This window comes from Paenibacillus sp. SSG-1 (assembly GCF_002224835.1).
Lineage (GTDB): Bacteria > Bacillota > Bacilli > Paenibacillales > Paenibacillaceae > Paenibacillus_AQ > Paenibacillus_AQ favisporus.
In genome coordinates, this window is sequence record NZ_MBRK01000001.1 from 7,204,014 (window position 1) to 7,229,051 (window position 25,038).

At 53.6% G+C, this 25,038-nt stretch carries 27 protein-coding genes and 1 pseudogene; 11 read left to right on the top strand and 17 right to left on the bottom strand.

What is annotated here, in order from left to right:
• Positions 1-10: 10 nt before the first annotated feature.
• Positions 11-1,201 (bottom strand): sporulation integral membrane protein YlbJ, encoded by a 1,191-nt coding sequence (ylbJ, locus tag BCV73_RS32940; RefSeq protein ID WP_481855824.1) that lies wholly within the window; start codon positions 1,199-1,201, stop codon positions 11-13.
• Between the two features lie 606 nt (positions 1,202-1,807).
• Between ylbJ and BCV73_RS32945 the strand changes: the two genes are divergently transcribed.
• Positions 1,808-2,509 (top strand): DUF2225 domain-containing protein, encoded by a 702-nt coding sequence (locus tag BCV73_RS32945; RefSeq protein WP_179232109.1) that lies wholly within the window; start codon positions 1,808-1,810, stop codon positions 2,507-2,509.
• Between the two features lie 82 nt (positions 2,510-2,591).
• Here the strand turns inward: BCV73_RS32945 and BCV73_RS32950 are convergent, their stop codons facing one another.
• Both BCV73_RS32950 and BCV73_RS32955 read right to left on the bottom strand, forming a co-directional pair.
• On the bottom strand, positions 2,592-2,822 hold the full coding sequence (locus BCV73_RS32950; protein ID WP_076175144.1) for a hypothetical protein: 231 nt from the start codon (positions 2,820-2,822) through the stop codon (positions 2,592-2,594).
• Positions 2,819-2,989 (bottom strand): YycC family protein, encoded by a 171-nt coding sequence (locus BCV73_RS32955; protein WP_089549883.1) that lies wholly within the window; start codon positions 2,987-2,989, stop codon positions 2,819-2,821. The genes BCV73_RS32950 and BCV73_RS32955 overlap by 4 nt, the downstream gene beginning before the upstream one ends.
• A 136-nt stretch (positions 2,990-3,125) precedes the next feature.
• Between BCV73_RS32955 and BCV73_RS32960 the strand changes: the two genes are divergently transcribed.
• Entirely contained in the window at positions 3,126-4,925 is a 1,800-nt protein-coding gene (locus BCV73_RS32960; RefSeq protein WP_089549884.1) for a M3 family oligoendopeptidase, read from the top strand.
• 242 nt (positions 4,926-5,167) lie between these two features.
• Here the strand turns inward: BCV73_RS32960 and BCV73_RS32965 are convergent, their stop codons facing one another.
• The 4 genes and pseudogenes from BCV73_RS32965 to BCV73_RS32975 form a co-directional block, all read right to left on the bottom strand.
• Positions 5,168-6,253 (bottom strand): ABC transporter permease, encoded by a 1,086-nt coding sequence (locus tag BCV73_RS32965; protein ID WP_373319046.1) that lies wholly within the window; start codon positions 6,251-6,253, stop codon positions 5,168-5,170.
• Positions 6,219-6,809 (bottom strand): ATP-binding cassette domain-containing protein, encoded by a 591-nt coding sequence (locus BCV73_RS36225; RefSeq protein WP_481855847.1) that lies wholly within the window; start codon positions 6,807-6,809, stop codon positions 6,219-6,221. Before BCV73_RS36225 ends, BCV73_RS32965 begins: the two co-directional genes overlap by 35 nt.
• Positions 6,798-7,172: pseudogene (locus BCV73_RS36230) on the bottom strand (ABC transporter ATP-binding protein); the annotation flags it as partial. The gene BCV73_RS36225 and the pseudogene BCV73_RS36230, both read right to left, overlap by 12 nt.
• 59 nt (positions 7,173-7,231) lie before the next feature.
• Entirely contained in the window at positions 7,232-8,395 is a 1,164-nt protein-coding gene (locus BCV73_RS32975; protein WP_089549887.1) for a COG1470 family protein, read from the bottom strand.
• 202 nt (positions 8,396-8,597) lie between these two features.
• Between BCV73_RS32975 and BCV73_RS32980 the strand changes: the two genes are divergently transcribed.
• The 3 genes from BCV73_RS32980 to BCV73_RS32990 all read left to right on the top strand — a co-directional run bounded on the left by BCV73_RS32980 (position 8,598) and on the right by BCV73_RS32990 (position 10,953).
• Positions 8,598-9,275, top strand: a complete 678-nt coding sequence (locus BCV73_RS32980; protein ID WP_256993081.1) for an RNA polymerase sigma factor — start codon at positions 8,598-8,600, stop codon at positions 9,273-9,275.
• Positions 9,241-10,179, top strand: coding sequence for an anti-sigma factor (locus BCV73_RS32985; RefSeq protein WP_089549889.1), 939 nt, complete (start codon positions 9,241-9,243; stop codon positions 10,177-10,179). Before BCV73_RS32980 ends, BCV73_RS32985 begins: the two co-directional genes overlap by 35 nt.
• A 366-nt stretch (positions 10,180-10,545) precedes the next feature.
• The gene (locus BCV73_RS32990) at positions 10,546-10,953 is read left to right on the top strand and encodes an O-methyltransferase (protein ID WP_076175130.1); all 408 of its coding nucleotides are present in this window, start codon (positions 10,546-10,548) and stop codon (positions 10,951-10,953) included.
• Between the two features lie 268 nt (positions 10,954-11,221).
• Here the strand turns inward: BCV73_RS32990 and BCV73_RS32995 are convergent, their stop codons facing one another.
• On the bottom strand, positions 11,222-11,461 hold the full coding sequence (locus BCV73_RS32995; RefSeq protein WP_076175232.1) for an alpha/beta-type small acid-soluble spore protein: 240 nt from the start codon (positions 11,459-11,461) through the stop codon (positions 11,222-11,224).
• 200 nt (positions 11,462-11,661) lie between these two features.
• Positions 11,662-12,642 (bottom strand): aldose 1-epimerase, encoded by a 981-nt coding sequence (locus BCV73_RS33000; protein ID WP_076175128.1) that lies wholly within the window; start codon positions 12,640-12,642, stop codon positions 11,662-11,664.
• Between the two features lie 453 nt (positions 12,643-13,095).
• Between BCV73_RS33000 and trpS the strand changes: the two genes are divergently transcribed.
• Positions 13,096-14,085 carry a tryptophan--tRNA ligase gene (gene trpS, locus BCV73_RS33005; RefSeq protein ID WP_076175126.1) on the top strand — a complete coding sequence of 330 codons (990 nt, stop codon included), beginning with the start codon at positions 13,096-13,098 and terminating at the stop codon, positions 14,083-14,085.
• A 30-nt stretch (positions 14,086-14,115) separates the two neighbouring features.
• Here the strand turns inward: trpS and BCV73_RS33010 are convergent, their stop codons facing one another.
• Entirely contained in the window at positions 14,116-14,301 is a 186-nt protein-coding gene (locus BCV73_RS33010) for a hypothetical protein (protein ID WP_089549890.1), read from the bottom strand.
• 119 nt (positions 14,302-14,420) lie between these two features.
• Here BCV73_RS33010 and BCV73_RS33015 point away from each other — a divergent pair, with 119 nt between their 5' ends.
• Positions 14,421-14,636, top strand: coding sequence for an alpha/beta-type small acid-soluble spore protein (locus BCV73_RS33015; protein WP_076175122.1), 216 nt, complete (start codon positions 14,421-14,423; stop codon positions 14,634-14,636).
• Positions 14,637-14,868: 232 nt separating this feature from the next.
• On the opposite strand, the gene BCV73_RS33020 is transcribed toward BCV73_RS33015, so the two are convergent.
• Positions 14,869-15,852, bottom strand: coding sequence for a metal-dependent hydrolase (locus tag BCV73_RS33020; RefSeq protein ID WP_089549891.1), 984 nt, complete (start codon positions 15,850-15,852; stop codon positions 14,869-14,871).
• Positions 15,853-16,132: 280 nt separating this feature from the next.
• Here BCV73_RS33020 and cyoE point away from each other — a divergent pair, with 280 nt between their 5' ends.
• Together cyoE and BCV73_RS33030 are read left to right on the top strand one after the other, a co-directional pair.
• Positions 16,133-17,068 carry a heme o synthase gene (gene cyoE, locus BCV73_RS33025; protein ID WP_076175118.1) on the top strand — a complete coding sequence of 312 codons (936 nt, stop codon included), beginning with the start codon at positions 16,133-16,135 and terminating at the stop codon, positions 17,066-17,068.
• Positions 17,069-17,294: 226 nt separating this feature from the next.
• Positions 17,295-17,906, top strand: coding sequence for an SCO family protein (locus BCV73_RS33030; RefSeq protein WP_076175116.1), 612 nt, complete (start codon positions 17,295-17,297; stop codon positions 17,904-17,906).
• 55 nt (positions 17,907-17,961) lie between these two features.
• Here the strand turns inward: BCV73_RS33030 and BCV73_RS33035 are convergent, their stop codons facing one another.
• From BCV73_RS33035 to BCV73_RS33040, 3 genes are all read right to left on the bottom strand, one after another.
• Positions 17,962-18,321 carry a toprim domain-containing protein gene (locus BCV73_RS33035; RefSeq protein WP_076175114.1) on the bottom strand — a complete coding sequence of 120 codons (360 nt, stop codon included), beginning with the start codon at positions 18,319-18,321 and terminating at the stop codon, positions 17,962-17,964.
• Positions 18,322-18,495: 174 nt separating this feature from the next.
• Complete coding sequence (locus BCV73_RS36030) at positions 18,496-18,666, bottom strand: hypothetical protein (protein WP_163882325.1); 171 nt, start codon at positions 18,664-18,666, stop codon at positions 18,496-18,498.
• Positions 18,667-18,772: 106 nt separating this feature from the next.
• Positions 18,773-19,930, bottom strand: a complete 1,158-nt coding sequence (locus tag BCV73_RS33040; protein ID WP_089549892.1) for an MFS transporter — start codon at positions 19,928-19,930, stop codon at positions 18,773-18,775.
• Between the two features lie 363 nt (positions 19,931-20,293).
• Here BCV73_RS33040 and BCV73_RS33045 point away from each other — a divergent pair, with 363 nt between their 5' ends.
• Both BCV73_RS33045 and BCV73_RS33050 read left to right on the top strand, forming a co-directional pair.
• Positions 20,294-20,749 (top strand): hypothetical protein, encoded by a 456-nt coding sequence (locus BCV73_RS33045; protein WP_089549893.1) that lies wholly within the window; start codon positions 20,294-20,296, stop codon positions 20,747-20,749.
• A 39-nt stretch (positions 20,750-20,788) separates the two neighbouring features.
• The gene (locus tag BCV73_RS33050; protein WP_089549894.1) at positions 20,789-21,940 is read left to right on the top strand and encodes a transglutaminase domain-containing protein; all 1,152 of its coding nucleotides are present in this window, start codon (positions 20,789-20,791) and stop codon (positions 21,938-21,940) included.
• A gap of 158 nt (positions 21,941-22,098) precedes the next feature.
• Here the strand turns inward: BCV73_RS33050 and BCV73_RS33055 are convergent, their stop codons facing one another.
• The 3 genes from BCV73_RS33055 to BCV73_RS33065 all read right to left on the bottom strand — a co-directional run bounded on the left by BCV73_RS33055 (position 22,099) and on the right by BCV73_RS33065 (position 24,948).
• Positions 22,099-23,934: a 5'-nucleotidase C-terminal domain-containing protein gene (locus BCV73_RS33055; protein ID WP_089549895.1), complete on the bottom strand. Its 1,836-nt coding sequence runs from the start codon at positions 23,932-23,934 to the stop codon at positions 22,099-22,101.
• Between the two features lie 102 nt (positions 23,935-24,036).
• The gene (locus BCV73_RS33060) at positions 24,037-24,450 is read right to left on the bottom strand and encodes an ImmA/IrrE family metallo-endopeptidase (protein WP_089549896.1); all 414 of its coding nucleotides are present in this window, start codon (positions 24,448-24,450) and stop codon (positions 24,037-24,039) included.
• Positions 24,451-24,489: 39 nt separating this feature from the next.
• Complete coding sequence (locus tag BCV73_RS33065; protein ID WP_076175099.1) at positions 24,490-24,948, bottom strand: helix-turn-helix domain-containing protein; 459 nt, start codon at positions 24,946-24,948, stop codon at positions 24,490-24,492.
• Positions 24,949-25,038 lie beyond the last annotated feature (90 nt).

A 25,038-nucleotide genomic window follows, 5' to 3' on the forward strand; every position in this document is an offset into this window, starting at 1 on the left:
TGTTCCGTGATCAGGAGGTCCGGCGAACGCCGCGCCACAAGGATTGAATCCAGCTGATCAGAAGGGAGAGCACCGTCATCCCGGCCAGGAGGATGCACAACAGGACGAGGCAGTCCCGGATGCCTTGGGCCGAGGCCAGAAAGCCGAAGTTTTGGCTTGCGAAAGCAGGCGCATCGGTATAACGTCCCATCACCGGTTCCCATAAAAACAGAACGAGGAAAGCAGCCACAAAACCATGGATCAAGCGCGCCATCATGAACGGCAAATAGCGCAGATTGGTGGCGTGCAGAATGCTCGCGATCTGGGCGTGCACGGAGAGCCCTCCCCAGGACAGGATAAAGGCTGCTGCAGCTGCTTTAAAGGGCAGCGGAACGGAGGAGGCGGCTTCACCCGCCGAACGGGCGCCCAGGGTAACCTCAAATAAGCCTCCAACGAGCGCTTCCGAGAGGGATGGAGGGAATTGGAGGGCCGTGAGGCCATTTTCCAGCAGACGATAGAAGAACGCCATAACCCCCGCTTCGGTAAGTATCTCTAAAAATACAGAGAAGAATACAACCAGTCCGCCCACGACAATAATAAGCTTCAGCGAAGATTCGACCGCCTGCTGGAGCAGCTCGCCCACGCTTCGGCCGTCGTTCATTCTGGCTTCATGCATAGCGTTGAACGCCCGCCGCAGCCGGCTGCCGCGAACCGGGGCTCCGGAAGCCGGAATTTCGGTCACCGAGCCCCGTTTGCCGTGGAAACGCATGAGGAGGCCGATCAGAAAACCGCCGCCGTAATGGGAAAGCGCCAGAATGGTCGCGATTTTGGGATAATGAAAAAAACCGACCGATACGGCGCCGATCAGAAAAATCGGGTCTGACGACGTTGTAAAGGCCACCAGCCGCTCGCCTTCCTCCCGGTTGAGCATTTTCTGTTCCCACAGCTTGGCCGTCAGCTTGGCCCCGATGGGATAGCCTGACACATACCCCATCGCGGCTACGAATCCTCCGCTTCCGGGAATGCGGAACAGCGGCTTCATCAGCGGATCGAGCAGCGTGCCGAACAAGTGAACGATGCCGAAGCCCAGCATCATTTCGGAAATGATGAAGAAGGGAAATAACGACGGAAACAGGACGTCCCACCAAATGGCCAAGCCCCGCAGGGCGGATTCCAAATAAGGGCCGGGGTAACACAGCATCAGCACTAACAATCCGGCCATAGACGCAATCATGAGCGGTAAACCCAGCCTTTTTACGGACAAATTCGCAGCCTCCCTTCTGAATATGGGACATGAGAATCACACCTATGTTCCTAGATATTATGAATGTCATCGGACAAACAGTACAAAAAAGTTGGGAAAGCGTTTACAATAAGTGCTGTATTTTTGGTGGAGATATGGTAAAATATACAGTACAACAACTAACTTCATTTCAAGTTTAAAATATATGGATGGAGTGATGAGAACATGAGTATTGTCGCCGGTCTCCTTGTCTGCGCCTTCGTGTATGTCATTCGCGAATCACTGGTCCATCCCGGCGAAGAGGATTGGAGCAGTTACTGAACATGTCCTAAGGTGCTAAACTTACGTTTAGCGCCTTTTTTTGTGCATAGGGACTTGTCCTTCCGCGAGGCTCATGCAGAGGATTTGAGACCCTAATTTAAAGCTCAGATCCCACTTTGTGGGGTTATTTTGTTTTTGGTTTTTGATATAATGGAAACCATATGTACTTTGCATGTTGATGATTTATTCGAGTAAGCAGCGGCGTAAGGCCCGGAAAGAGACAAGCAGCGATGAGGACACTGGGCATGAAAGGAATGTATGGATGTGGCATTGGAACCTCTTTACTCCATTAATGTAGTATGCTGTAATTGCGAGCATCAATTTTCCACGTCACGGGTGCGTCCGAGCTTTAAGAAGGCCGTGCGTACGGATGCGGATTTTTGTGCTTATTATAACAACGAGAATCCCGACTATTATGTGGTCAGGGTATGCCCGAAGTGCGGTTTTGCGTCTACGGAGCATTCAACGGAACGGCTGAGCGATATGCAGAAGAAGCAGTTTGCCGAGAAAATCGGCAAGCGCTGGATCGAGCGGGACTACAGCGGACACCGGGATTGGGAAATTGCGCTTGAGACCTACAAGCTCGCCTTGTTGTGCGCACAGACGATCGGAGAGAAGGATCGGATTATCGCAAGCCTTCTGCACCATATTGCCTGGCTCTACCGGTATAAGGGCGACGAGGAGCAGGAGCAGCGCTTTCTGAAATACTGCCTGGATTCTTATATCCGGGTGTATGAGCTGGAAGGCGTAGGAGCGAACAACGCGCGCTTGCTTTATTTGATTGGGGAACTGTATCGCCGGACAGGCGATTACCATCAGGCGATCAAGTGGTTCTCCAGAGTCATCAATGATAAACATATCGTGGATTCAGCCATGATTCACGCTTCACGCGAGCAGTGGGGCGTGCTGCGGCAAGAGATGCTGGACAAGCGAATGGAGCTGCCGGGCGAGATGAATCCCGCCTGAACGTAAAAACACGCCAAGGAGACCGTGTTCATCACGGCATGCCTTTGCGTGTTTTCTTTCCGGAGCAGATCAGCCGGTTCGATCAGCGAATATCCTGGTCGAACAGCAAATAATCGTTGTCCGTGTCAATGATATGGAGTCTGTTGTTGCAGCAGGGAAAGACGAGCAGCTTTTTCTTTCCTTCATGAATGCTGCGAAGCTCAGCCGGCTTAAGGGGCAGCCTCACATTGTTCGTTCCACAGAACGGACATTCATGTACATAGATATCGCCCATCACTTTGTCGTAAGGCCAGGTTCTCGAGAACGGAATCATGATTTGGTTCCTTCATCGCCGTCCTGCTTGCCGGCCTCTTCCTTGGCGAGCTCCGCCAGCTTCTGCAGCAGGATATGCTGCGGCATATGCAGCAGGTGTTCCAGGGGAACCCCCAGCTTCTCGGATAGTTTCACGGCGGTCTCCGGTGAAATTTGCAATGGTCTCATGGTGAGTATCCCTCCTCTGTATGAATAAGCCCGTTTTGCCGGGCAGAAACATAAGGGTTTCGTCTTTATAGTTATACACCTTACCATGAGGCCAATCAAATAAAATAAAAATGATGATGAGAAAGGTGATTCGAACATGAACAAAGACCTGAAATTAACTTGGAATCTTGAATCCGTATTTCCGGGCGGCTCCGCTTCCGCCGAGTTCGATACCTTCCTTCACTCCCTGGAGCAGGACCTGAAGAGCCTTCAGGGCGAAATCAAGGCAGCCAAGGCGCCGGCGAGCCCAAAAGAGACCGAGTCGTTTGACGGATTTATTGAAGCGCTGCAGGGCACGATTGCCCGCTTCTCCGAAGCCAGCGCGTTCGTCAGCTGCCTGCAGGCACAGAACCAGCAGGATAAGAAAGCCGTTCAGCTGGGCGGCCGCCTGGCGACCCTTCGGGCGCTCATTAGTGGAATCATGACCGACTTTGACCACATTCTCCGCTCGACCGATGACGAGACGTTCGCGCAGTGGATCGGCCGGGATCAGGTGCGGCAGCTGGCCTTCGTCCTTAGCGAAAGCCGCGACCAAGCCCGCGAAATGATGAGTCCGGACATGGAGAGCCTCGCGCTCGATCTGGCCATTGATGGATATCATGGCTGGAGCAGCATGTATGATACGATCGTCAGCCATATCCAAATTCCGTTTGAAGAAAACGGCGAGACCGTGTCGTTGTCGGCCGGGCAGGCGGCCAATAAGCTGGACAGTCCGGACAAGGAGACCCGCGAGTCGATGTTCGTAAAGTGGGAACAGGCATGGTCGGACAAAGCTGACTTCTGCGGGGATACGCTGAATCACCTCGGCGGATTCCGCCTGAAGCTGTACGGACGCCGCGGCTGGGACGAAGTGCTGAAGGAGCCGCTTGAAATCAACCGCATGTCGCGTGAGACGCTGGACGCTATGTGGAATGTCATACAGGACAACAAACAGATGCTGCTGCAGTATATGGAGCGCAAGGCCAAGCTGCTCGGCCAGGACCGTCTGAGCTGGGTGGACGTGGAAGCGCCGATCAGCAAGTCTTCGGGCACCATTTCTTACCAGGAGGCGGCGGAAACGATCGTGGAGCAGTTCCGCAAGTTCAGCCCGCGCATGGCTGATTTTGCCGAGATGGCCTTCGACAAGTCCTGGATCGAGGCGGAAGACCGTCCTGGCAAGCGTCCTGGCGGGTTCTGCACCTCGCTGAAACTCAGCAAGGAGACGCGGATCTTTATGACGTTCAGCGGAACCGCTTCGAACGTCTCGACGCTGGCGCATGAGCTAGGACACGGCTATCACCAACACCTGATGAACGAGCTGCCGATTTTGAACCAGCGGTATGCAATGAACGTTGCAGAGACGGCATCTACCTTCGCGGAGATGATCGTATCGGACGCGATGGTAAAATCGGCTGCCGATGAGCAGGAGCAGCTGGCTCTGCTTGAAGACAAAATCCAGCGGAGCGTCGCGTTCTACATGAACATCCATGCCCGCTTCCTGTTCGAGACCCGTTTCTATGAGAAACGGAAGAGCGGTCTGCTCAGCGTTCAGGAGCTGAACACGCTGATGGAAGAAGCGCAGAAGGAAGCGTACTGCGACGCCCTGTCGTCTTACCATCCGCATTTCTGGGCGTCGAAGCTGCATTTTTATATTACGGGCGTGCCGTTCTACAACTTCCCGTATACTTTCGGCTACATGTTCAGCACCGGCATCTATGCTCGCGCGCTGCAGGAAGGCGCGGGCTTTGCCGATAAATACGACGCCCTGCTGCGCGATACAGGCGTCATGACGGTGGAGGAACTGGCGAAGAAGCACCTGAACGCCGACTTGACGGGCCGCGATTTCTGGCAGAGCGCGGCGGATCTGACGGCAGAGGATGTCAAGCAGTTCTTGGCCATGACCGACCATCTGGTGTAATCCAGCCGGACGGTTCGAACAAATGTAATAGAGTACGCCACACAAAAAGCAGTCCCCTGGGGTTCATTACGCCCCAAAGGGACTGCTTTTTTGATGATACATTAGTTTGGGAGACGCGGACTTGTTATATCGCATCGCAAGAAGACGACTGCTAAATGCACTCTTATGCACCTGGAAAAGCAACATGGAATCGCTTTGTCAGATGTCCGCCCTCCGCAAAGTGCATCAAGCGGGGCATAGAGTTAGGAACGTCCGCGGATTTCCTGACGCAGGAACATGACGTACGAGATCGCAAAGCAGACCAGCGTCAGGGCGATCAGCCCGGTGACCTGCGGCCAGATCAGCAGCAGGCTCTGCCCGAAGGGGAGCGGGCTGTCAATCGCGCCGTAGGCCTGCTCCGTCGTGAGCGGACCCAGTGTACGCACCGTCGGCATCAGCAGCGTCGAGGTCGCCTCATTGAACAGCGTATACGGTGAAATCCGGCTCAGCCCGAGCATAAAGCTGACATGGTGGACCATGTCGTCCACCGAAGCCGTGTCGCTGTTAGGCACAAGGCCCGAGGAGATCAAATTCAGGATCATATCGTAAAAGAAGCTGAAGAACAGCCAGACGGCGATGCCTGACAGCGCCGATGTGGCGGGCTGGCGGAATTTTACCGAGAACAGGATGGATAAGTTCAGCCAGAACCCAATATAGACGATCGTGACGACCAGGAAGCTGAGGATTCTCAGCAGCTCCTCGAATGACGGCGGCAGTCCGACGATCAGAAAACCGAGGGCCATCACGAGCAGCCCGAGGGAGAGAAACATGAAGCCGATGATGGTGAGCGATGCGATAAATTTGGCGTTCAGCAAATCGTCACGGTGAATCGGCTGCGCCATGATGCGGCTCAGGGTGCCTTTGTTCCGCTCGCTGTTGACGGCGTCGAAGCCGAGGCCGATGCCAAGCAGCGGGCCCAGGAAGCCGATGAATCCGATAAACGACGGCAGGGTGCCGTCGGAGGTGGTGAACAGCTTCAGGATGACGAAATCGCTGTAGCCGTCCGTGGATTTGATAGCGTCCTGCAGGCTGTTCAGCGCCGTATACAGCGAGGCGACGCAGGTCAGAAAGATGATCGCCAGGAGCAGCAGGAAGCGCCAGCTCCGGACATGATCGGAAATTTCCTTGCGAACCAGGACGCGGAATGCCGCCGGGTTCGCATTTGCCCGGCTGAACCGCTCCCGGTCGGAGGGAGCAGTGCCCCTCAGCCGGCCGATGCCGTCCTTAAACGGGGTGCTGACCGTGTCCCAGGCTTTATTTAGCTGCTCTTTTAGAACGCTTGCTTCCAAGTTCCTCACCTCCCGCAAAATATCGCCGGTAGATTTCATCCAGGCCGTATTCCTTGCGCTGCAGCCCGTAAAGGGCCGCTCCCGACGCGACGACCGTCCGGGCGATCTCCGGACTGCAGTCGGCGTTGACGCCGATCTCCAGGCGCGTCCGGTCTTCCACCGGTCTCATCGAGTCCTGATCCCCGCTCGCGATCCGGACGGAGCTTACCCCTTCCACGCTTTGAAGGTCAGTCAGCAGCGCATCATCCGCCCGGTCCACCTCGGCGGTGATCAAAAGCGGCGTGTCGGTCAGCAGGACGCGGGACAGCGTCTCCAGGTTTCCTTCCGCCAGCAGCCTGCCGCTGACGAACAGACCGACGCGGTCGCAGATTTGCTGTACCTGGTGAAGCTGGTGCGAGGAGAGCAGTACCGTCAAGCCCTGGTCCCGGCTGAGGCCATGGATCAGGCCGAGGAGCTCATCGATCCCTTTGGGGTCGATGCCGAGCGTCGGCTCGTCGAGGATGATGATTTCCGGCCGCTTGATCAGAACGTCCGCAAGTCCGAGCCGCTGCCGCATACCGCGGGAGTAATTCCCGGCCTTCTTGTGGGCGGCATCCTGCAGCCCTACCTCCTTCAGCAGATCAAGCGAACGATCCTCCGCCTCTTTGTCGGAAATGCCGTTAAGGCGGGCGGTCAGCTTTAAGTTCTCGAGGCCGGTCCAGTCTTCGTAAAAACCGACGTCGTCCGGCAGGTAACCGACGCGGCGTTTGACTTCAATCGGCCGCCGCGTCGGATCCAGCCCCAGCACGTTGATGCTTCCGCCGTCCGGTTCGCTAAGGCCGAGAAGCATCAGAATGGTGGTCGATTTGCCTGCGCCGTTTGGGCCGAGCAGGCCGAAGATTTCCCCGCGGCGGATTTGAAGGGACAGATGGTCCACGGCTTTATGGGTGCCGTAGCTTTTGGTCAACTGCTGAATGTCGATGACTGTCTCCGCCAACGTTATCTCCTCCCGTATTTACGAATGAGTACATAGATGCCGCCCAAAATGACCAGGATGATCAGCACGCCGATCCAGCCCCACAGGACGGAGCCTTTGACAGCGACCCGGAAAGAGGCGTTGGATGAAGATTCCGCAGCTTGGGCGGTAATATCGGTTACATAATCCCCGGCGATGGCTTTGTCGCTTGCGGTCAATTTGGCTTCCACCGTGGTGGACTTGCCGGCGGCGAGCTTATCGACCGTTTTGGGATTAAAGCTGACTTCCCAGTTGGTTGGCGCCGTGGAGGTGAAGTTAATGTTGGTCAGGTCGGCGGTACCGGTATTTTTAATCAGCAGCTCCACGGTCTTATCTCCGCCTGCCTTAATGTCGGTGCTTAACAATCCGCTTGGCGTCGTCAGTTCCATGCTGTATTTGCCGGTAATGACGGCTTCGAGCTCCAGCTCGGAATTCGTTGTCTGGTTGGAAGCGCGGATCGGTATTTTAAAGGTACCCTGCGTCACGTTTTCAGCCGGTTTTACATCAACGGTAATGGATTTGTCAGCCCCCGGGTCCACTTCGACAGAAGAGACCTGTTTGCTGTCGGCCGTAAATGTTACGTCCCATCCCTTCTCCGCCTGGGCGGTTAACGCATACGTCTGCTTTTCCGCGGTGCGGTTGGACAGATTCACCGAATAGGTAAAGGTCGCGTCGGAGTGTCCCTCCAGGTTGGCCTGATCGGTCGTCAGTTCGGTTTGATACGTGCCCTTTTCCGTGATGTTGACCGAAAGGGGCAGAGACGCGAGGCTGCCCGCCGACAGCGTAAAGCGATAGGTTCCCTTGTCGATTTGCATCGGAACCGTCACGTCCAGGGAGATCGTTTGCGATGAATCCGGCATGACCGAAATTTCGTTCAGGTCCCAGCCGCCGCCTGAAATTTTAGCCGTCCAGCCTTCGGGCAGATCGGTAACGGATATCGGGGCTGTAATGACGCTGCCGGAGTTGTTTTTCAGCTCCACGCTGTAATTCAGCGATTCTCCGGGAGGCACGGAAATGGAAGTGTAGGTAGTGTACAGCGTCAGACCTCCGGCTGCATGGACCGGACTTCCCGTGCTGGCGATCAGAAAGCCGATGCAGAGCATCAGCGCCAGGCCGGCATGTGTGATGATCCTTAAGAAACGTGTCATGAAACAGAACCCTCCTCAAGTGTGTTGGTGATCATCTGGAATACGAATGAAGAGCCGCCACCGGATTTACCGGAAGATTAAAAGAAGATAAAAATTTGCTTAAAAAGGGATAAAATCACGGAAGAGGGGAGTCCGAACGCGAAATTCTTTTGCTAGAATGTTGCTGTAAAAATGGCGGCCAGCGCTCTCTTCGAGACCTTGGATGCAGGGGGCAAGGCCGGATCAAGGGAATGAAGAGAATAAGGGGGGATACTCCATCATGCAGGACCGTCCTGAAGCGTGGTTGAAGGAAATTGCAGAGGGCTCGGCTCCGGCTTTCGACCGGTTCTATGATGCGTTTGCTCCGATGGTTTACCGGCTTGCGGAATACTGGATGAAGGACCGGGTGGAAGCGGAAGATGTCTGTCAGGAAATTTTTATCGAAGTGATGGAAAAAGCGGCGCACTACGATCCCGAAAGGGGCAGCGTGGAAGCGTGGCTGGCGGTTCGTGTCCGAAGCAGGGCCATGGACCGCCTCCGGCAAAAGCAGCGAATGGCCGCCCTGCAGCGGACGCAGGAAGAGTCGGCCGTTATGCGCTGGCAGCGGACGCTAGAATCGGCGGAACTCGAAGCGTTCCGGCATCTGGATCAGGAGCAGGTGAGGGCGGCGCTGCGCAGCATCCCGCCCATGCAGCGAATGGCGCTCTACGGGAGCTATATGATGGAGCTGACGCACCGCGAGCTGGCTGAGAAGATGCAGAAGCCGGTCGGAACCGTGAAGTCGCTGATCCGCTACGGCATCCGGAATTTGCGCAGCAGATTGGAGCAGGGCCAGGTTACCCAGGCCGGCGAGGGAGGTGAACCGCATGCGGTTGTCCATTCGGGAAAATGGGAGCAATAATCCTGAAGGCTGTGCGGAGCTGCCCGAGGAAAAGCTGGTCGATTACGCGATGAAACAGCTGGAAGAGCCGGAGCGTCTCCGCGTCGAGGAGCATGCCGCCGCTTGTCCCCACTGCAGGGAGCGCCTTGCCGAGTGGGAGACAGTGATGCAATCCGTTGAGCTGGTCGGCTCAGTAATGCGCGAGCCAGCCTCGGCTTTGGAGAGCCGGCCAACCGCTGCAGCGTTGAGCACGCCGCTGCCCGAACAGCCGACACGGGCCGTGAGTGCCGGAGAGAAAACCGCATCAGAGGCGGATTGGCAGGCCTCCAGCGCCGTAGCTGGCCCGCTCGCGGCCTCTTCCGCAGCTCCTGGCCCGTCCGCCCGTCTGGGCCGCAAAATGCGGCTTCTGGCCCGGCTCCGTTCCCTGGAAAAAGGATTTGTCCGCCGGCGGCGTTACCTTGTACCTGCCGCAGCAGCAGCGATTGTTGCGGGCTGCGTCGTTGCCGGGCTGTTCTCCTTCAAGCATCGGGAGATGCCGTCCGCCGATTCTATCGATCAAGCTTTTACATCCAAAATCGCTGTGATGCAGTCGGCTAATTACGATCAGTACCGGATTCCGCCGGTTCCACCGCTTCACGGATCGGGCGGCGTGTGGATCGACCGGGATTCGGGTGAGATGCTGATCGTGATCGAAGGTCTTCAGCCACCGGAGGAAAAGGCCTACCAAGTATGGCTGCAGCATGAGCAGCGGTCGGTCAGTATGGGAATGCTGATGACGGGTATGCCCGAGGGTAAAGGTTATTATTACGGGTACGGGACCATGGACCCGGACCAAATTGTGATCAGTCTGGAACCTAAGGGCGGGAGCCGGGTTCCGACCGGACCCGAAGCACTAAGGGTGTCTGTCGATGATAACAGGGAGTAGCGCCAGCCCGGGGAAGCTCAAATGCCCCCGGGCTTTTTTTCTTTTCAGGTTTTATGTTAGCCCGGGATAGTCGCTTTAAGCCGACTGGTTTTAGGGTGATGGGATTATCGAAATGGATTTGGGGTAGTGTTCAATGGAGTTGATTCGTGGTTTTTCGCGCTCTTCTTGGAATATCCTTGGGGAAATCACATTTTGTCAAAATAACCAGAAATATAGCGATTTGTTGCCGAAAATAAAATTGCTTTAACGAAAATAATAGGAATTATTACCCAATTATGTTTGATGTTGTTGTATGATACTACATGCTGTCTTATAATGAGTCATAAGCCCTATGAGTTTTGGCGAATTTTGGAGAGGGGGAAAAAGATGATCAAAACCGAGCAGTTATCTTTGGCAAGGCAATTGGATTTAGTGTTTAAGGAACTGGAAGAAGAGCTGTCAGGACTATCATCCGGCACGGTGTTTGTGCAAATACGAAATAATGTCATTGGTAAATTTGGTATCCGGCATCATCCGCTGGAAGGACGGAACGGGGAAATTCATTCCCAGGATTCCGGACTGACTCCAGTACAGTACTCGTCTTTTCGTCTCATGGCTTTAGAAAGTTTAAAATACAAGCGCCACTGGACTCACGGTGAAATCAGCTACGAATTTACGATCCGGCAGGGGCTCATTGCGGTGGATGCCATCTTGGAATCCAACTATAACATGGCTAACCTGATGATCCGGTATCCGAGACATACATATCCTGAAACAGTAACAGAATTGTCGTAGTTCGGCGTGGACTTATTTTTATCATCCCTTCTTGCTTTTGTAGTATGACTTAATCCATGAATATCCGAATAGTTTGATTAGCACAGAAGACAGACCAGGCTTAGCGGAAGTTTTTATTGCGATTATTGAATGGTTAGCACCGCTGAAAATTTTATAAATCTATAATTGGAAAAAGGCAGCCCTTGGAATAATCCAGAGGCTGCCTTTTGTAGGCGGGGACGGCTCGCGCCGGGCCCGGCATCATGATATCAACGTATACAAATGCAGATTATTGGCCGGAACGACCCGATAATTGCTGCTCTGCCAGTTGTACCAGACGTTTTGTGATGTAACCTCCCAAAGAACCAGTCTCACGGGAAGTGTAGTTGCCCATGTATCCGTCTTGTGGCATTTGAACGCCAAGCTCTTGTGCAGCTTCAAGTTTCAGTTGTTGAAGAGCAGCGTTAGCTTGTGGAACCACCAGGTTGTTCGAGCGGCTTCCGCGTCCTTGGTTTTGACCTTGACCCATACCCATGTTTGTCACCTCCTTTGAACTTTATGGTGTTATTATGGTGCGAAAGATTTGAAAACATGCAGCAAGAAGGGAGATATAAATTGGTAAATAGAGGATAACGCAAAAAGGGCCGCATGCTTCAAGCAGCATGCAGCCCTGTTATTTTGTAAATTTGAAAATCCGCGTTTTCCTATGCCTGATTCTAAGGAATCGGCTTAATGGTCTTCAGAAGGATAGATCATGTCCAGCGTCAGATCCATCTCGACCGATGCCTTCGGCTCGATCCGGATCAGTCCCGTCAGGTCCGGTCCCGCGGCAAGATTGGGCGCATCCGGCAGCCAGGTATATGGCTCGATGCACAAAAATTCGTCCGCTTCGCCTTTCGTATAGAGAACCCAATGCTTATAGTAATTCGGATCCGCCGAATACTTCAGTCCGTACCCGTCACTGCGCATCAGCAGGGCTTCCGCAGGCTGTCCTTCCCCGATCCGGAGCGGCGTGTCGAAGTTGGTCCCGGCCAGATTGAGTCCTTGATTGAGCTGATCGAGCGGTCCAAGCGGGAGGAGCTCGCCGGTCGTAATTAAATCCTTATCCAGCGCATATTCCGCGCTTACAGGCAGGGTAAGCGTCCACTCTCCCGGCTGCCCGTCAAGCAAAAACCATGTATGAAAACCGATGCCGAAAGGTATCGGATGGTCCCCCAGGTGGGTAACCTTTAAGTGTTGGGTCAGTTTGGACCCTTGAAGGCGAAGCGTCATTTCCAGCTTCAGCGGTGCGGGAAACTGCTCCATCCAGTGTGGATCGTCTGAGGTCAGGAACTCCGAGGTCACTGCACAGCCTTCTTCGTCTTCTTCGATATCGCTGACTCTCCAGGACTGTGTCCGGTGGAGACCGTGAATATGGTTGTCTCCGGCAGTGTTCCGGTCGAACTGATACGATCTGCCTTCGTATTCAAAATGGCCGCCGCGGATCCGTCCCGGGGGAATCAGCATCGGCATGCCAAAATGGTAAGGTTTTTGCAGGTAGAATTCCAGATCGTTGTCATCAGGTCTCCGAACGACCTGCCGATTTAGGGTATGGTCCAAAATGGAAATGACATTGTTTCCAAGCGATGGCAGCAGTGTGACTTCAAGCTCACGGCTATGCAGGATATAGGTATCGTATCCGTTCCATTGCCCTTTGGTCACTTGTTTCATATCGTTGCTCCTTTTTCCTCTAAATTCATTTAGCCTTCAAATATCTAACCCATATCATAACAGATTTGATGGCGTTTCGTAAAAAAAGGGGTTTGACAATTCGACGATCTGAGCTTTATCATAGGCATTGCAAAAGGCTTTCAATGATTATGTAAACACGATGACAGGGACAAGTAAGCAAAGACGGCGTAACCTTCAGAAAGCCGGTGGTTGATGCGAACCGGTGGAGCCGATTTTGCCGAATGGACCCTTGAGTGCCGCGTTGAACGGAAGCAACCATGACTTCCTGCGTAGACCGGCCGGCGATTCCACGTTACGGAAGCAGAAAGGCTGACAGTTGTCGCTTCCACATGGGCGGCTTGCAGCAAATAAGGGTGGCACCACGGTCTCACGTCCCTTTCGGGCGTGGGGCCTTTTTTGTTTTTACCATTTTTAAAGTTGGAGGGATTGTTGATGAAAACCGTACTTTCCGGCATTCAACCCAGCGGCAAACTGACGCTCGGCAACTATATCGGAGCCATGAAAAATTTTGTAAAACTGCAGAACGACTATCAGTGCAATTTTATGGTCGTCGATCTCCACGCGATTACGGTACCCCAGGAACCCGAGGCGCTCCGGGAGCAGTCCGAGGCGGTAGCCGCCTTGTTCATCGCAGCGGGTATTGATCCAAATAAGGCGAACGTGTATATGCAATCGCATGTTCCGCCGCATGCCGAGCTGGGATGGCTGCTGACGACGCTCACCTCGATGGGCGAGCTTGAACGTATGACCCAGTTTAAAGACAAATCGGCCGGCAAGGATTCCGTAGGAGCCGGATTGTTTGTCTATCCCGCGCTGATGGCGGCAGACATTCTGGTGTACAATGCGGATCTGGTTCCCGTAGGCGAAGACCAGAAGCAGCACTTGGAACTTGCCCGCGACCTGGCGGGACGCTTTAATCACCGCTTCGGCGACTATTTTACCATTCCGGAACCGTACATCCCCGAAGTGGGCGCGCGGATTATGTCGCTGGACGACGCTTCGAAAAAAATGAGCAAAAGCAATCCGAACCCGGGAAGCTATATCGCCCTCTTGGATCCGCCGGATGTCATCCGCAAAAAGATCAGCCGGGCCACGACCGATTCGGGAAAAGAAATCCGCTATGCACCGGATGAAAAACCGGAAATCAGCAATTTGATGAGTATTTACTCGCAATGCTCCGGCATGTCGCTGCAGGAAATTCAAGATAAATACGAAGGTCAAATGTACGGCGGATTTAAAAAGGACCTGGGAGAAGTCATCGTAGCGACGCTCGAGCCGCTTCAGCAAAAATATGACGAAATCCGCAAGTCCGGTCAAATTCATGATATTTTGGCGCAGGGCGCAGACAAAGCCATGGAGAAGGCTTCCCGCACCGTGGCCGAAGTCAAAGAAAGAATGGGATTTCTCCCGGCCAAGAAATAATTTCCCCGGCGGCAGCGATGACTAGCCGCTTTACCGGTGATCGGGCTGCTGCAGCCGGTTCTTGCGGGCTTTGACCACAAAGCCCCACCCGATATTGAGAATTGCGAGAATGCCGAGCAGCACGGCTACCCAGCCGTTATAGCTGATGGAGACGGCGCATGCCATCAGAAGCAGGATGGACGAGGCAGCAAACCATAAAGACAAGCCTTTACTCATTGGCAAAAACCTCCATTTCATATATAGAAACTTTCTTGTATAACTGTGTCGCTGCGAGCCATACTAAGCTTGCAAGCTTGCATTTCAATAAGACGCAGAATTGAAGGGAGACTCTTATAATGGCTAGATCTCGTTCCAACAATCTGGTGGTACCTCAAGCAAACGCTGCACTGCAGCAATTGAAAATGGAAGCGGCTCAGGAGCTCGGCGTTCAAATGCCGCAAGACGGATACATGGGCAACTACACTTCCCGTGAAACCGGTTCTCTCGGGGGATACATTACGAAACGTCTGGTTCAATTGGCTGAGCAACAACTTTCCGGCCAAGGCAGATAGTTCCATACAGGAAAGTATTTCGGGTCCGGAGCGCCGACAGGTGCTTCGGTCTTTGTCTTGGCAACTACCGTGATTCTCTCTTATCCGGCAGCATCCGTCAAGAGGCAGGCTGTTTCCCGAACGCGGGGCGGCTGAAAAACATTACGACGGAAGGATAAAAGGCGTTACGGTAAAAAAGGGGTCTGCGGAATTTTTCCGCAGACCCCTTTTTATTATGCAATCCCCGCGGCACTCAGCCTGAATTGATGGAGAGCCGCTTGTTCATCTTCTTGGAGCTCAGCCAGCCAACGTAAGTATTGATCGGCTGATAATTTTTATCCATGACGAGCACAGCGACGAACGGATACTGTCTCCGGTGCCGGTAGCGCACATCTGCCCAGCGGACCACATAGCCCCAGGGAAGCGGCTCGACTTCGGCCACCGCGAAGGAAGAGAAGTACAGGAAAGCTTCCACATCGGGATGCTTCCGCGAATGCTCGACCGCCGGATGGGACTCGGTGACGGCATGCTTTCTCCATTCGAGGGTATGCCCGTTCAGTACGCCGATCTGATAGCTGCCGTCCGGATGGGACTTGACGACATGCCACTTATTATAGGAAATGGTCGGAATGACGAAGTAACGTTCTCCCGGCTTACGGCTCTCATCCAGCCGCATCACTTCCCGGGTGCGCATCGAATGGGCGCCGGTCCGCCAAATATAATAAAACACCGTCAGGATATATACGACAGTGAACAGAGGTGCAGGATGAACCGCTCCTGTACTCCAGAGCAGAACAGCCATGGCGTGCAGCGTGAAAATAAACGGATCAAAAATATGAATGATGTTCCACGAAATCCACTTTTCCGTCACGGGCCTGAAGGCCTGGGTTCCGTACGTGTTGAACAGATCGCTGAACACGTGCAGACAGACGGCGATGCCGGTCCAGAGCACAATATGCCCGGATGGGACACCGCTGAACAGAAGGGACAGGATTCCGCTGATCAGAGCGGTCCAGATGACGAGAAACGGCAGGGAATGAGTAATTCCCCGGTGATTTTTAACATAGAGGGCATTGCTTTTGAACCGCAGCAGGCCGTCGAAATCCGGAGCCTGCGAACCGATGACAGTGCCCAGCAGCACCGCGGCGGCAAGCGTGGGACTCGCGGCAACCGCCGGATCGACGTAGGCGAGACCGGCCAGGCTGAGTCCAATCACAAAATGTGTGGCAGTATCCATTTACCATGTCTCCTTCTTGTTGTTCTTTATTCTATTGTAACAAACCCGGAAGCTGATTTCCTTTCCGGCAGAATGCCTCACTATAGTTACTACCCAATATTGGATGAATTTATTAGTGTTTGACCATACTATTACGTGTCGCTAATACGTGTCACTAAATTGTCAAAATGGTGAATGATTTTGGAGAGGATTGTCAAACACTTTTACCTTTTGATATGATAAACTTTATAGCGGAGGGCAAGTTCCTCCATAATGACAGAACTAAGGAGGATCTTAAGGCGTGGATAATCACTTGACTTACCAAGCTCCTTCGGATTCCGCAGCGCTTTCCATCAATCAAACGCCACCCAATCCATCGGCAACTTGGAAAGATTTTATCACATTAACTAAACCCGGTATTCTCCGGTCTAACTTAATTGCTGCATTTGCAGGTTTCTGGGTCGCATCCCAATGGGATATTCATATAGGCAAGATGATTCTGACTCTACTGGGAACTATGCTGGTTATGGCTTCCGCCTGTGTCTATAACAATTATTATGATCGTGAACTGGATATGAAGATGGAACGGACGCGTAAACGTACGCTTCCGGCCGGCCGCATAAAGCCAGCAGTTGTACTCTGGTATGCCTTTATTCTAGGTGTGCTGGGACTCGCTGACCTTTTTATTTTTTCAGGGGTTATGGCCGGCATCTTCGGGGTTATCGGTATGTTCGTCTATGGAGTCGTTTATACGATGTGGCTGAAACGGACGTCCACCTGGAGTACTTCCGTCGGCGCGATTTCGGGGGCTATGCCGCCGGTAATCGGTTATGTTGCCGTAACGGGTACGGTCGATATGGGCGCTGTTCTGCTGTTTGCGATGCTGTTCTTGTGGCAGCCGCCTCACTTCTGGGCTCTCGCCATCCGGCGTGTCGAAGAATACAGAGTGGCGGGATTCCCGCTGCTGCCGGTCGTCAAAGGCGTTAAGCGTACCAAGATTCAATGTATTCCTTACCTGGTATTGCTGGTTCCGGTACCGGTATTAATGTATGCATACGGCTATGTGGGCATTTACTTCATGATCATTTCGCTCTTGCTGTCCCTGATCTGGCTGTATTATGGCTTGAAGGGATTTACCGCCAAAGACGATGAAGCATGGGCTAAGAAAACGTTCTTCTTCTCGATAAACTACTTGACCTTGAGCTTGATCGCAATGATTTTGAACACAACTCACTAAGTTCTTACCCAGAATCCCATGGAATCATGGGATTCTTTTAAAAGGAAGAAATGAAAGCCTGTTCACCCGGGCTCAAGCGGGTCACCCGGCCGTCAGGGCGGATGGGCCGCGTCAGTGTTACATAACAAACTACTGCCTGTAGTCCTGGGGAGGCAGGGCGGTATCAAGATGTCCGCCGGCATAAGGGACAGCAGGAATCGTGATTAGGGAGAGGGGAACGAATTCGATGTTGAAGCGCTACAAATGGACATGGATTTTGCTGGTGGTGATCGTGATTGGAGCAGGGTACCTGGTATATAACGCCATGGGATTCGGCAAAGAGAAGCTGCCGGTTATCAGCCAGGTCGGAGATTTTTCGTTTGAAAATGTGGATGGCAAAACGGTAAGCCTGGACGATACCAAAGGCAAGGTCAGATTGTTCTACTTCTTCTACACCAGCTGCCCGGACGTATGCCCGGTAACGACCTTCATGCTGTCGCAGACGCAGAAGCAGCTCGTCAAGGACGGAACCTTCGGCAAAGACGCCGAGTTCGTCTCGATCTCCTTCGATCCGAAGGTAGATACCCGGGAGAAGATCAAAGAGTTCGGGGACAAGTTTAATGTCGATTACAACGGCTGGTACTTCCTGAGAGGCGAAGATCAGCAGATCCGCGATCTGGCCGAAAAGTCGTTCAAAATCGCCATTATGGGAGACAACAAGGACAACTTCTCCCATGCGAACATTATTGCCCTTGTCGACCGGGACAATCAGGTCCGCAAGCTGTATAACGCCAACAATACGGATGAGGTTACGGCAGAATCCCTTGCCAAGGACGTTGAGGCGTTGGCCAAGGAATAATCAAACAGGAAGGCGCCAGATCCCCGGCATGCTCCGGATGGGTAGGCGCCTTTTTTTAATCTTTGGACCATACGGTGTAGGAATCGGGATAAACGATAAATTCCTCAAGCCCCGCTTTTTCTAGCTGGGAAATGATATATTCATCCGGTGTGCCCTCAACTCCCCGGTATCCCCGTCTTGTGTAGATGTGGCCTGCATCCGGGAAGGCATCCCGGAGAACGCCGCGAATCCTCTTGCCGGAGCTGTCGTTGTCCATAAACAGATAAACCTCGCTGTCCTTAATTTCTTTGCGCAAAGACTCGAGCCTTGTCGTGTTTAACGTTCCGTATGTGCACACAATTTGAATTTCGGGATCCAGCAGGCGGCGGACCTTACTGCGGTCGTTTTTTCCCTCGACAATAATATAAATCGGCATGATGGCTCACCTCGGACTAAGAGAAGGATGTTTGTCTCGAAATTCCCCGGGAAATGTTGAAGCTTAGGTCCGGGTAATTCTAGTGTAGCTTGTTTTCGGCAAGCCATGCAAAAAAAAGTAAAACGATCTGTCCAGCAGGGTAGACAGACCGTTTAATATGGGAAGATCGCCGTTCTAGCACCAGAATGCACGCAAAATGATGACAAGCAGGATAAACAGTACCAGTACGACGCCTACGTTACTGTAAGGCACACACGGAGCTGCCGCCACGGGAGCTACCTTGGTTGCAGGTGCGGCCACCGGTGCTACTACAGGACCACAGCCGCAGTGAGAATACAGACCCATCGAGATCACCTCTCTTTCTTCCTGGTCGGTTAACACAATCCATCTTATGTGGGTGAGTGCAGGAATTATTGTGCAGGGGCCTATCTCTCGATTTTTAGGCTTATGTCTACACCGGATTCTCGTTCATATGGGGATGAAGCGCAGATCCCTTGCGGTTGATGGGGATCATCATAAGTCCCGCCATGAGGAGGACAAAAGCGATGTAGTACGGCGACACGGATCCTCTCAGCTGGCCGGCGGCGATCGGACCGATAAAGGAGCCGATGGACATGGCGATGGACTGGAGCGAAAAGATCCTCCCCAGCTTGCTGCCGCCGCTGAGCTGAATAAACATGGAGGCAAGTCCAGGGAAGATGATGCCTTTTGCCGAACCGAGAATAAACAGGATAACGACCAGCGGCACATGAGGAAACGCGGCCATGCCAAAGAAGCAAAGAGCCATCAATAGAACGCCTGCAATGACCCTTTTGTAGGGTGAATAGCGGTTGATAAACAGCATGCTCAGCGTAACCAGGGCGCCGATGCTCAGGACGGAAAACAGGATGCCGGTCGATTTAATGCCTTCCACCCCGGTATCGCGCAATGGCAGCTCGAAGAACAGGATCCCTTGGGAACAGGAAACGACAAAGGGGAGGATAAAATAGCGCCAGGATACGCTGGGGGCAGGGGATGACAGCGCAGCTTCTTCATTACTGCCATGGGCATCTGTCATCGCCTTGACCGGTTTCGGGACGCTGAAGACCGCCATGACGCCGGTTGCAATCAGCAGCCACCCGAGACCCTGGAACGTTGTCGAATAACCGGTATGTGCCACGATAAAGGCACCCGCAGCCGGCGACACGACCGAGGCCAGGGTATGCACTACGCCATGACCGGACATATATTTGCCCTGGGTCACCTCGTTTTTGGACAGGGAAGCGAGCAGGGCAAGGCAGGCTGGCGACAAGAAGGCCAGCACAAAGCCGCTGATCGACCGCAGGACCAGCAGCTGCCAAGGGTACTGCACATGCGCCTGCAGCAGGAGGACGATGCCGGCCGATACGAGGCTGAAAATGATATAGCGCCGGCTGCCGTGCTTGTCGATGACCGTACCTGCAATCAAATTGCCGGGCAAATGGGTGAGTGCGTAAATGCCCATCATCCACCCGATAAAGACCGGCGCTGCTCCCAAGGAGACCGCGAATGGCGTGAGTATGGGGTACTGGGCGTGAAGATCGAAGAAGGCGAGAAACAAAAACATGTACAGCCAAATAGCAGTTTTCACGTGAGCAGCTCCTTTTTCGCAGATTCATCATCTGTACGTTCGGTGTGGAACGGGTTGGCCCGCGGATGAGACAACCATTCGTTCATCAATCTACATGTACGTTTCTACTTGGCGGCTTAGACCCTCTTTTTTGGGACGGGCAAATTGATAGCTTTGCAGGTTACGTAAGACTGGACTGCTGTATGCCGGGCAGATTGTGGATTTCTTGATATTGGAGGCACCTACGCCCCGGGAACGACGGAAAGCCCCGTCTAAGGGCTGGCTGACAGCCGATGTCCGGATCATGTATAATCGAATGGAAGTTTCTAAATCACTTGATAGGGTGGCTTAAGCCCTTCAGGTCGATGGGAGTGTGTTTTTGAAATGGATATGCAGGTATGGTCCGATTTTCTGCAGCAAAACTGGCTGGTGATCGTGATTGCCCTTGTCGTGCTGTTTATCGTCCTGAATGTGGTCAAGACGATGGTCAAATGGGCGCTTGTCATCATCATCGTGCTGGCGCTTGTCGTATACAGCGGCATTTCCCTGGAGCAGATCAATCAGGTCGTAACGACGGTGAAGGACGAGACCGTAGATACGCTGAAGAACGAAGCTATGGATGTCATGATGAAGGAAGCCAAGGATGCCAAATATGCAGACAACGGGGACGGAACGTTTACGATCACGACGCCGAACCTGGAGATGAAGGGAACCACGGGCAGCGACAAAGTGGATGTCACGTTCCGCGGCGTGCCCCTCGGTCAGTGGAAGATCAACGACACGGTCAAATCGTTTATCTCTGAATCCCAGAGCCAGGCGGGCGGTTCAAATGGAAAATAAAGGACTTAATCCATGCACCAACGTGGAGGGGGTCATCTTATGCTGCAATCATGGATAGAAAGTCTTAAGGAATTTAACATCATCAGCATCCTGCTGCTGCTGATCCTGCTGGTGTCCCTGCTTCAGGGCTGGAGCCGGGGCGCATCCCGCTCTGCGGGAAGGCTGCTGTCCCTGCTGAGGGAAAGCGTCTTTATTCTGCTGGGGCTGGTGCTTGCGGTTCCTTTTACCTTGTGGGTATCACCCAGAGTTCAAGAATGGCTCGCCGATTATGCCAGCCAGCTTCCGAACCGGGATTTGAAAATGTGGGAGCAGATTTACTATACGTTCATTACGGCGATGGCCGATTTTCCGCTGATGCGGTTCGCCGTCATCTTTATCGTGAGCTACAGCATCATCCGTTTCCTGATCCGTTGGTTAACGGTGCTGATCTTCGGCGGGAGCAGCGCGCTCTTTAACCCGGGCGGGAAGTCCTCCGCTTCGCTGCTGAGCCGTCTGGCCGGTGCGTGCATCGGCCTCTTGATCGGGGCAGGACGGTGTATCGTCGTCGTCGCGCTGCTGTTCGTGTACGTATCGCTGTATCCGCACACCTCGTTTACCCAATATGTGGAGGCGTCGCCGATCTATAAAGAAGGGGCGCAGCGGGTCATCGAGCCGTTGTCGGGTCACTTGGTAAAAGACAAGCTTCCGGTATTCACGAAAGCTGTCGAAAAAGAGCTGAACGGCATCATGCAGCGCAAATACGAGGTGATCGACCATGCGATTCCTTCGGATATCGAGGCGGCCGCCGCCGAGATCGTCAAGGGCGCGGATACCGACGAGGAAAAGGCGCGTAAATTGTATGACTGGGTCGGCACCCGGGTGCAGTACGATTACGGCAAGGTAGATGATTACGAGCAGCGGGGCATTTGGCATGAACAGACGCCGCAGGATACGTTCAACACGAAGAAGGGCGTCTGCATCGATTATGCCAGACTGTATGCAGTGATGGCCCGGTCCCAGGGCTTGCAGGTGAAGGTGGTCACCGGTCAGGGCTATGATGGCCAGGGCGGATATGGACCGCATGCCTGGAATGAAGTGTATTTGCCTGAAAAGAACAAGTGGGTGCCGCTGGATCCGACATGGGCACAGAGCGGCGACTGGTTTAATCCTCCGAAATTTGCGGAGACGCATATTAAGGAGCAGATGCTGTAATTCAAGCTGGAATATCTGATGGTATAGGATCATTAACAAAATCCCCTTGCCCGGTTGTCTGGGCAAGGGGATTTTGTTCTTTGATAGATGATGCTTTGAAGCCGGATGCTGGGCTTCATTCCCGAGTTTCGCAGCTTCCTTAAGGTTGCCGTCAAGGTTTACGCAGGCAGCTTGATTTGCTGACCGGGATAAATCCGGTTGGCGTTCTTGATATGATTCAGGTCACGCAGCGTCTGCCAGGTCGTATGGTATTTCAGCGAGATGCTGTACAGCGTATCGCCTTTCTTCACGACATACACCTCTGCAGCTGATGGAGCAGGGGCCGGTTTGACCTCAGGCTGCGGCTTGGCTGGCGCTGCCGGCTTCGAAGGCGCCGACGTTTCCGGTTTGGCCGGCGTTGGCGCAGGTTCGGACGGTGTCGGCGCTGTCGTTGCCGCAGGGGCAGGGCCTTCGGTAATCCGACCGGCCGGTCCTTCCGGAATCGGCTTGCCCTGCTGGATATAGTTGATCAGGGCTTCGTCCAGGGCGCCGTACATGCCGGCTTGCGGATACTTCGTGAACATCGTGTATTCGTCGCCGCCGACAGCCATAAAGTCATTGGTCGCGAGCGAATACGTGGCGTCCGGATCGAGCGCTTTATCGCCGATCTTCACGGAGTGAACACGGCTCCCTTTCGGCTTGGACGTATCAATCTTAAACGTCACCCCCGAAACCTGGGAGAAGCCTCCCTTGGACTGCGGATAATCGGATACACCGTTCTCGAGAGCCGCTTTAATATCAGAGCCTTTGACCTTCAACTGCACGATTTGGTTGCCGAACGGCAGAACCGTAACGATGTCGCCTTTGGTGATGGTGCCGGCTTCGATCGACGCACGGATGCCTCCGCCGTTCGTGATGGCCACATCCGATTGGCTCACATCGCGCATCGCGTCGGCCAGCAGGTCACCGAGGTTAGTTTCGCCGGTGCGCGCTTTCTCACGGGAACCCTCCAGCTTCACAGGCGTTTCGCCGACTTTTTCCTTCAGAATCGGTTCCTGCTCCTTCTGGATGGAAGCGACCAGATCGGCGACCTTCGGGTCGGCCTTGATATCGGCAGCTTCCTTCTCATCGATCAGCGTGGCTTCTTTCTTCACCACTTTATGGTTGTCGACCCACAGATCGACGACGCCGACATATTTCGTGTATTCGCCGGCGCTGGCGATCAACGTGTTGTTGTCGGCCATCAGGCCGTTTTCCAGAACCGTATGGCTGTGTCCGTCGATGAAAATGTCGATGCCGGGCACTTCCTTAACGACCTTAAGGCTGGTGTCGACACTCGACTTGTCCTGACCGAGATGGCCAACTACGACAACGACGTCGACCTGCCCGCGGATTTCGTTCACCCATTTCTTGGCTTCGGCCGATGGATCGGCGAACTTCAGCCCGGTGACGTTGGTCGGGTTCGTCTTATATGCGGTCTCCGGCGTGCTCAGGCCGATAATGCCGAACTTGACGCCGTCGACTTCCTTGATTATGTAAGGCTTGAAGAGGGTAGTGCCGTCAGACTGGATGACGTTCGCGCTCAGCATCGGGAACTTCAACTCCTTGGAGAGTTCGACGAGATGCTTCCAGCCGTAGTTGAATTCGTGATTGCCCGGAACCATGGCGTCATAACCCATTTCATTCATGACCTTCACGATGCTCTCGCCTTGAACGAGTGTGGCAAATGGCGTACCATGAACGGCATCGCCTGCATCAAGAACGAGCGTATCCGGATTTTTGCTGCGGTATTGGTTAAAGATTCCTGTGACCTTGGCAAATCCCATTTCAGGGGATGCTTCTACCGCACGGCCGTGCATATCATTTGTGTGCAGAATCGTAATATGCTTGCCGGACGGGGCGGATGGCTCCGGGGTGCTCCCGGTCGTACCCTCTGCCGCCGCTGCCATCTGGGCCGAACCAGCCAACAGCACCGCGCTGAACAGAAGGGAGGTGAACCATTTCCTTGTGATCATGAATCTCATAACCTCCTAAATCGTATTAGATAAATTTTCCTTCCCTATTATTCTAATAAACTATCGGAATGGTGAAATAAGACTTATGAATCATTTATTGGCCTAAGGTTGAATATAAGTGTGCATTTCCGGCGGAATGCCGACACGCTTGCAGTAGGTTTCAGCCGTTTCGCCCTGCAGTATCGCCGTCCCAGCGGACAGAAGGCCGACGGCAAACCGGTTGGCCTGCCGCTCCAGCTTGCCGGGGGCAAAGTAGGAATGCTCCTCCAGAAAAAAACGGTTGATCCCCTTATGGAGCCGGTCATGGCCGAGCTCATGCGCGCAGACAAACCGCTGCCACTCGGGGGACAGCTCGCTGTGAATCACAATGAACCGCCGTCTCAGTTTCCGGTAATAGAGTCCCTTGGTGGATTTGCCGAGATCGAGGTAGCGGATATGAATGCCAAGGGACCGGGAAAGTTCGAAAGGGCAGCTGGTCTTATATTTTCGGATTAGCTTTCGAATCATTTCATCCATAGGATTCACCTGCAAGTTGTGGATTGTTCGTCCCACCCATCACGAAGAAGAGGGGCTGTCCGGAGAACCTGGCTCCTTCTTCTTCCGCTTATTCATCTGCTTCGCTTCCCAGAACAGCCCGGTGAGGACATCCTTGATGCGCTGCTTGTCCTCGGCGTCCAGCGGAATTCCGTCGAACATCAGCTCTCCGTCTTCCTCGAGCATTTTCTTGAAATCCCGCTTGTCCTTATAGGTCGCCCATGCCGGCGCTTCCTCCCGCAATCCTTTGGCAGCTCCGTCTGCATCCCAAAACCCTGCGGCGCTCATCAGTTCGCCGTAAGGAACTTCCAGCGCGTCCGCAAGCTTCCGGATGGTCGGCGGTTTAGGCACGCCCCGAATCCCGTTCTCCATGCGGGAAATTTGCGAATTGCTGATGCCCGATGCTTCGGCAAGCTGGTTGATCGTCATGCCCTTCTGCTCGCGCAGCCGCTTAAGCACGGCTCCGAATTCTTTTTCCACGGTTTAGCCACTCCCTCTATGACGTTGATCTATTTCTATCCGTTACTATAATCCAAGGTTGCCAAAAGGTAAAGAAAAATGATGTTATAA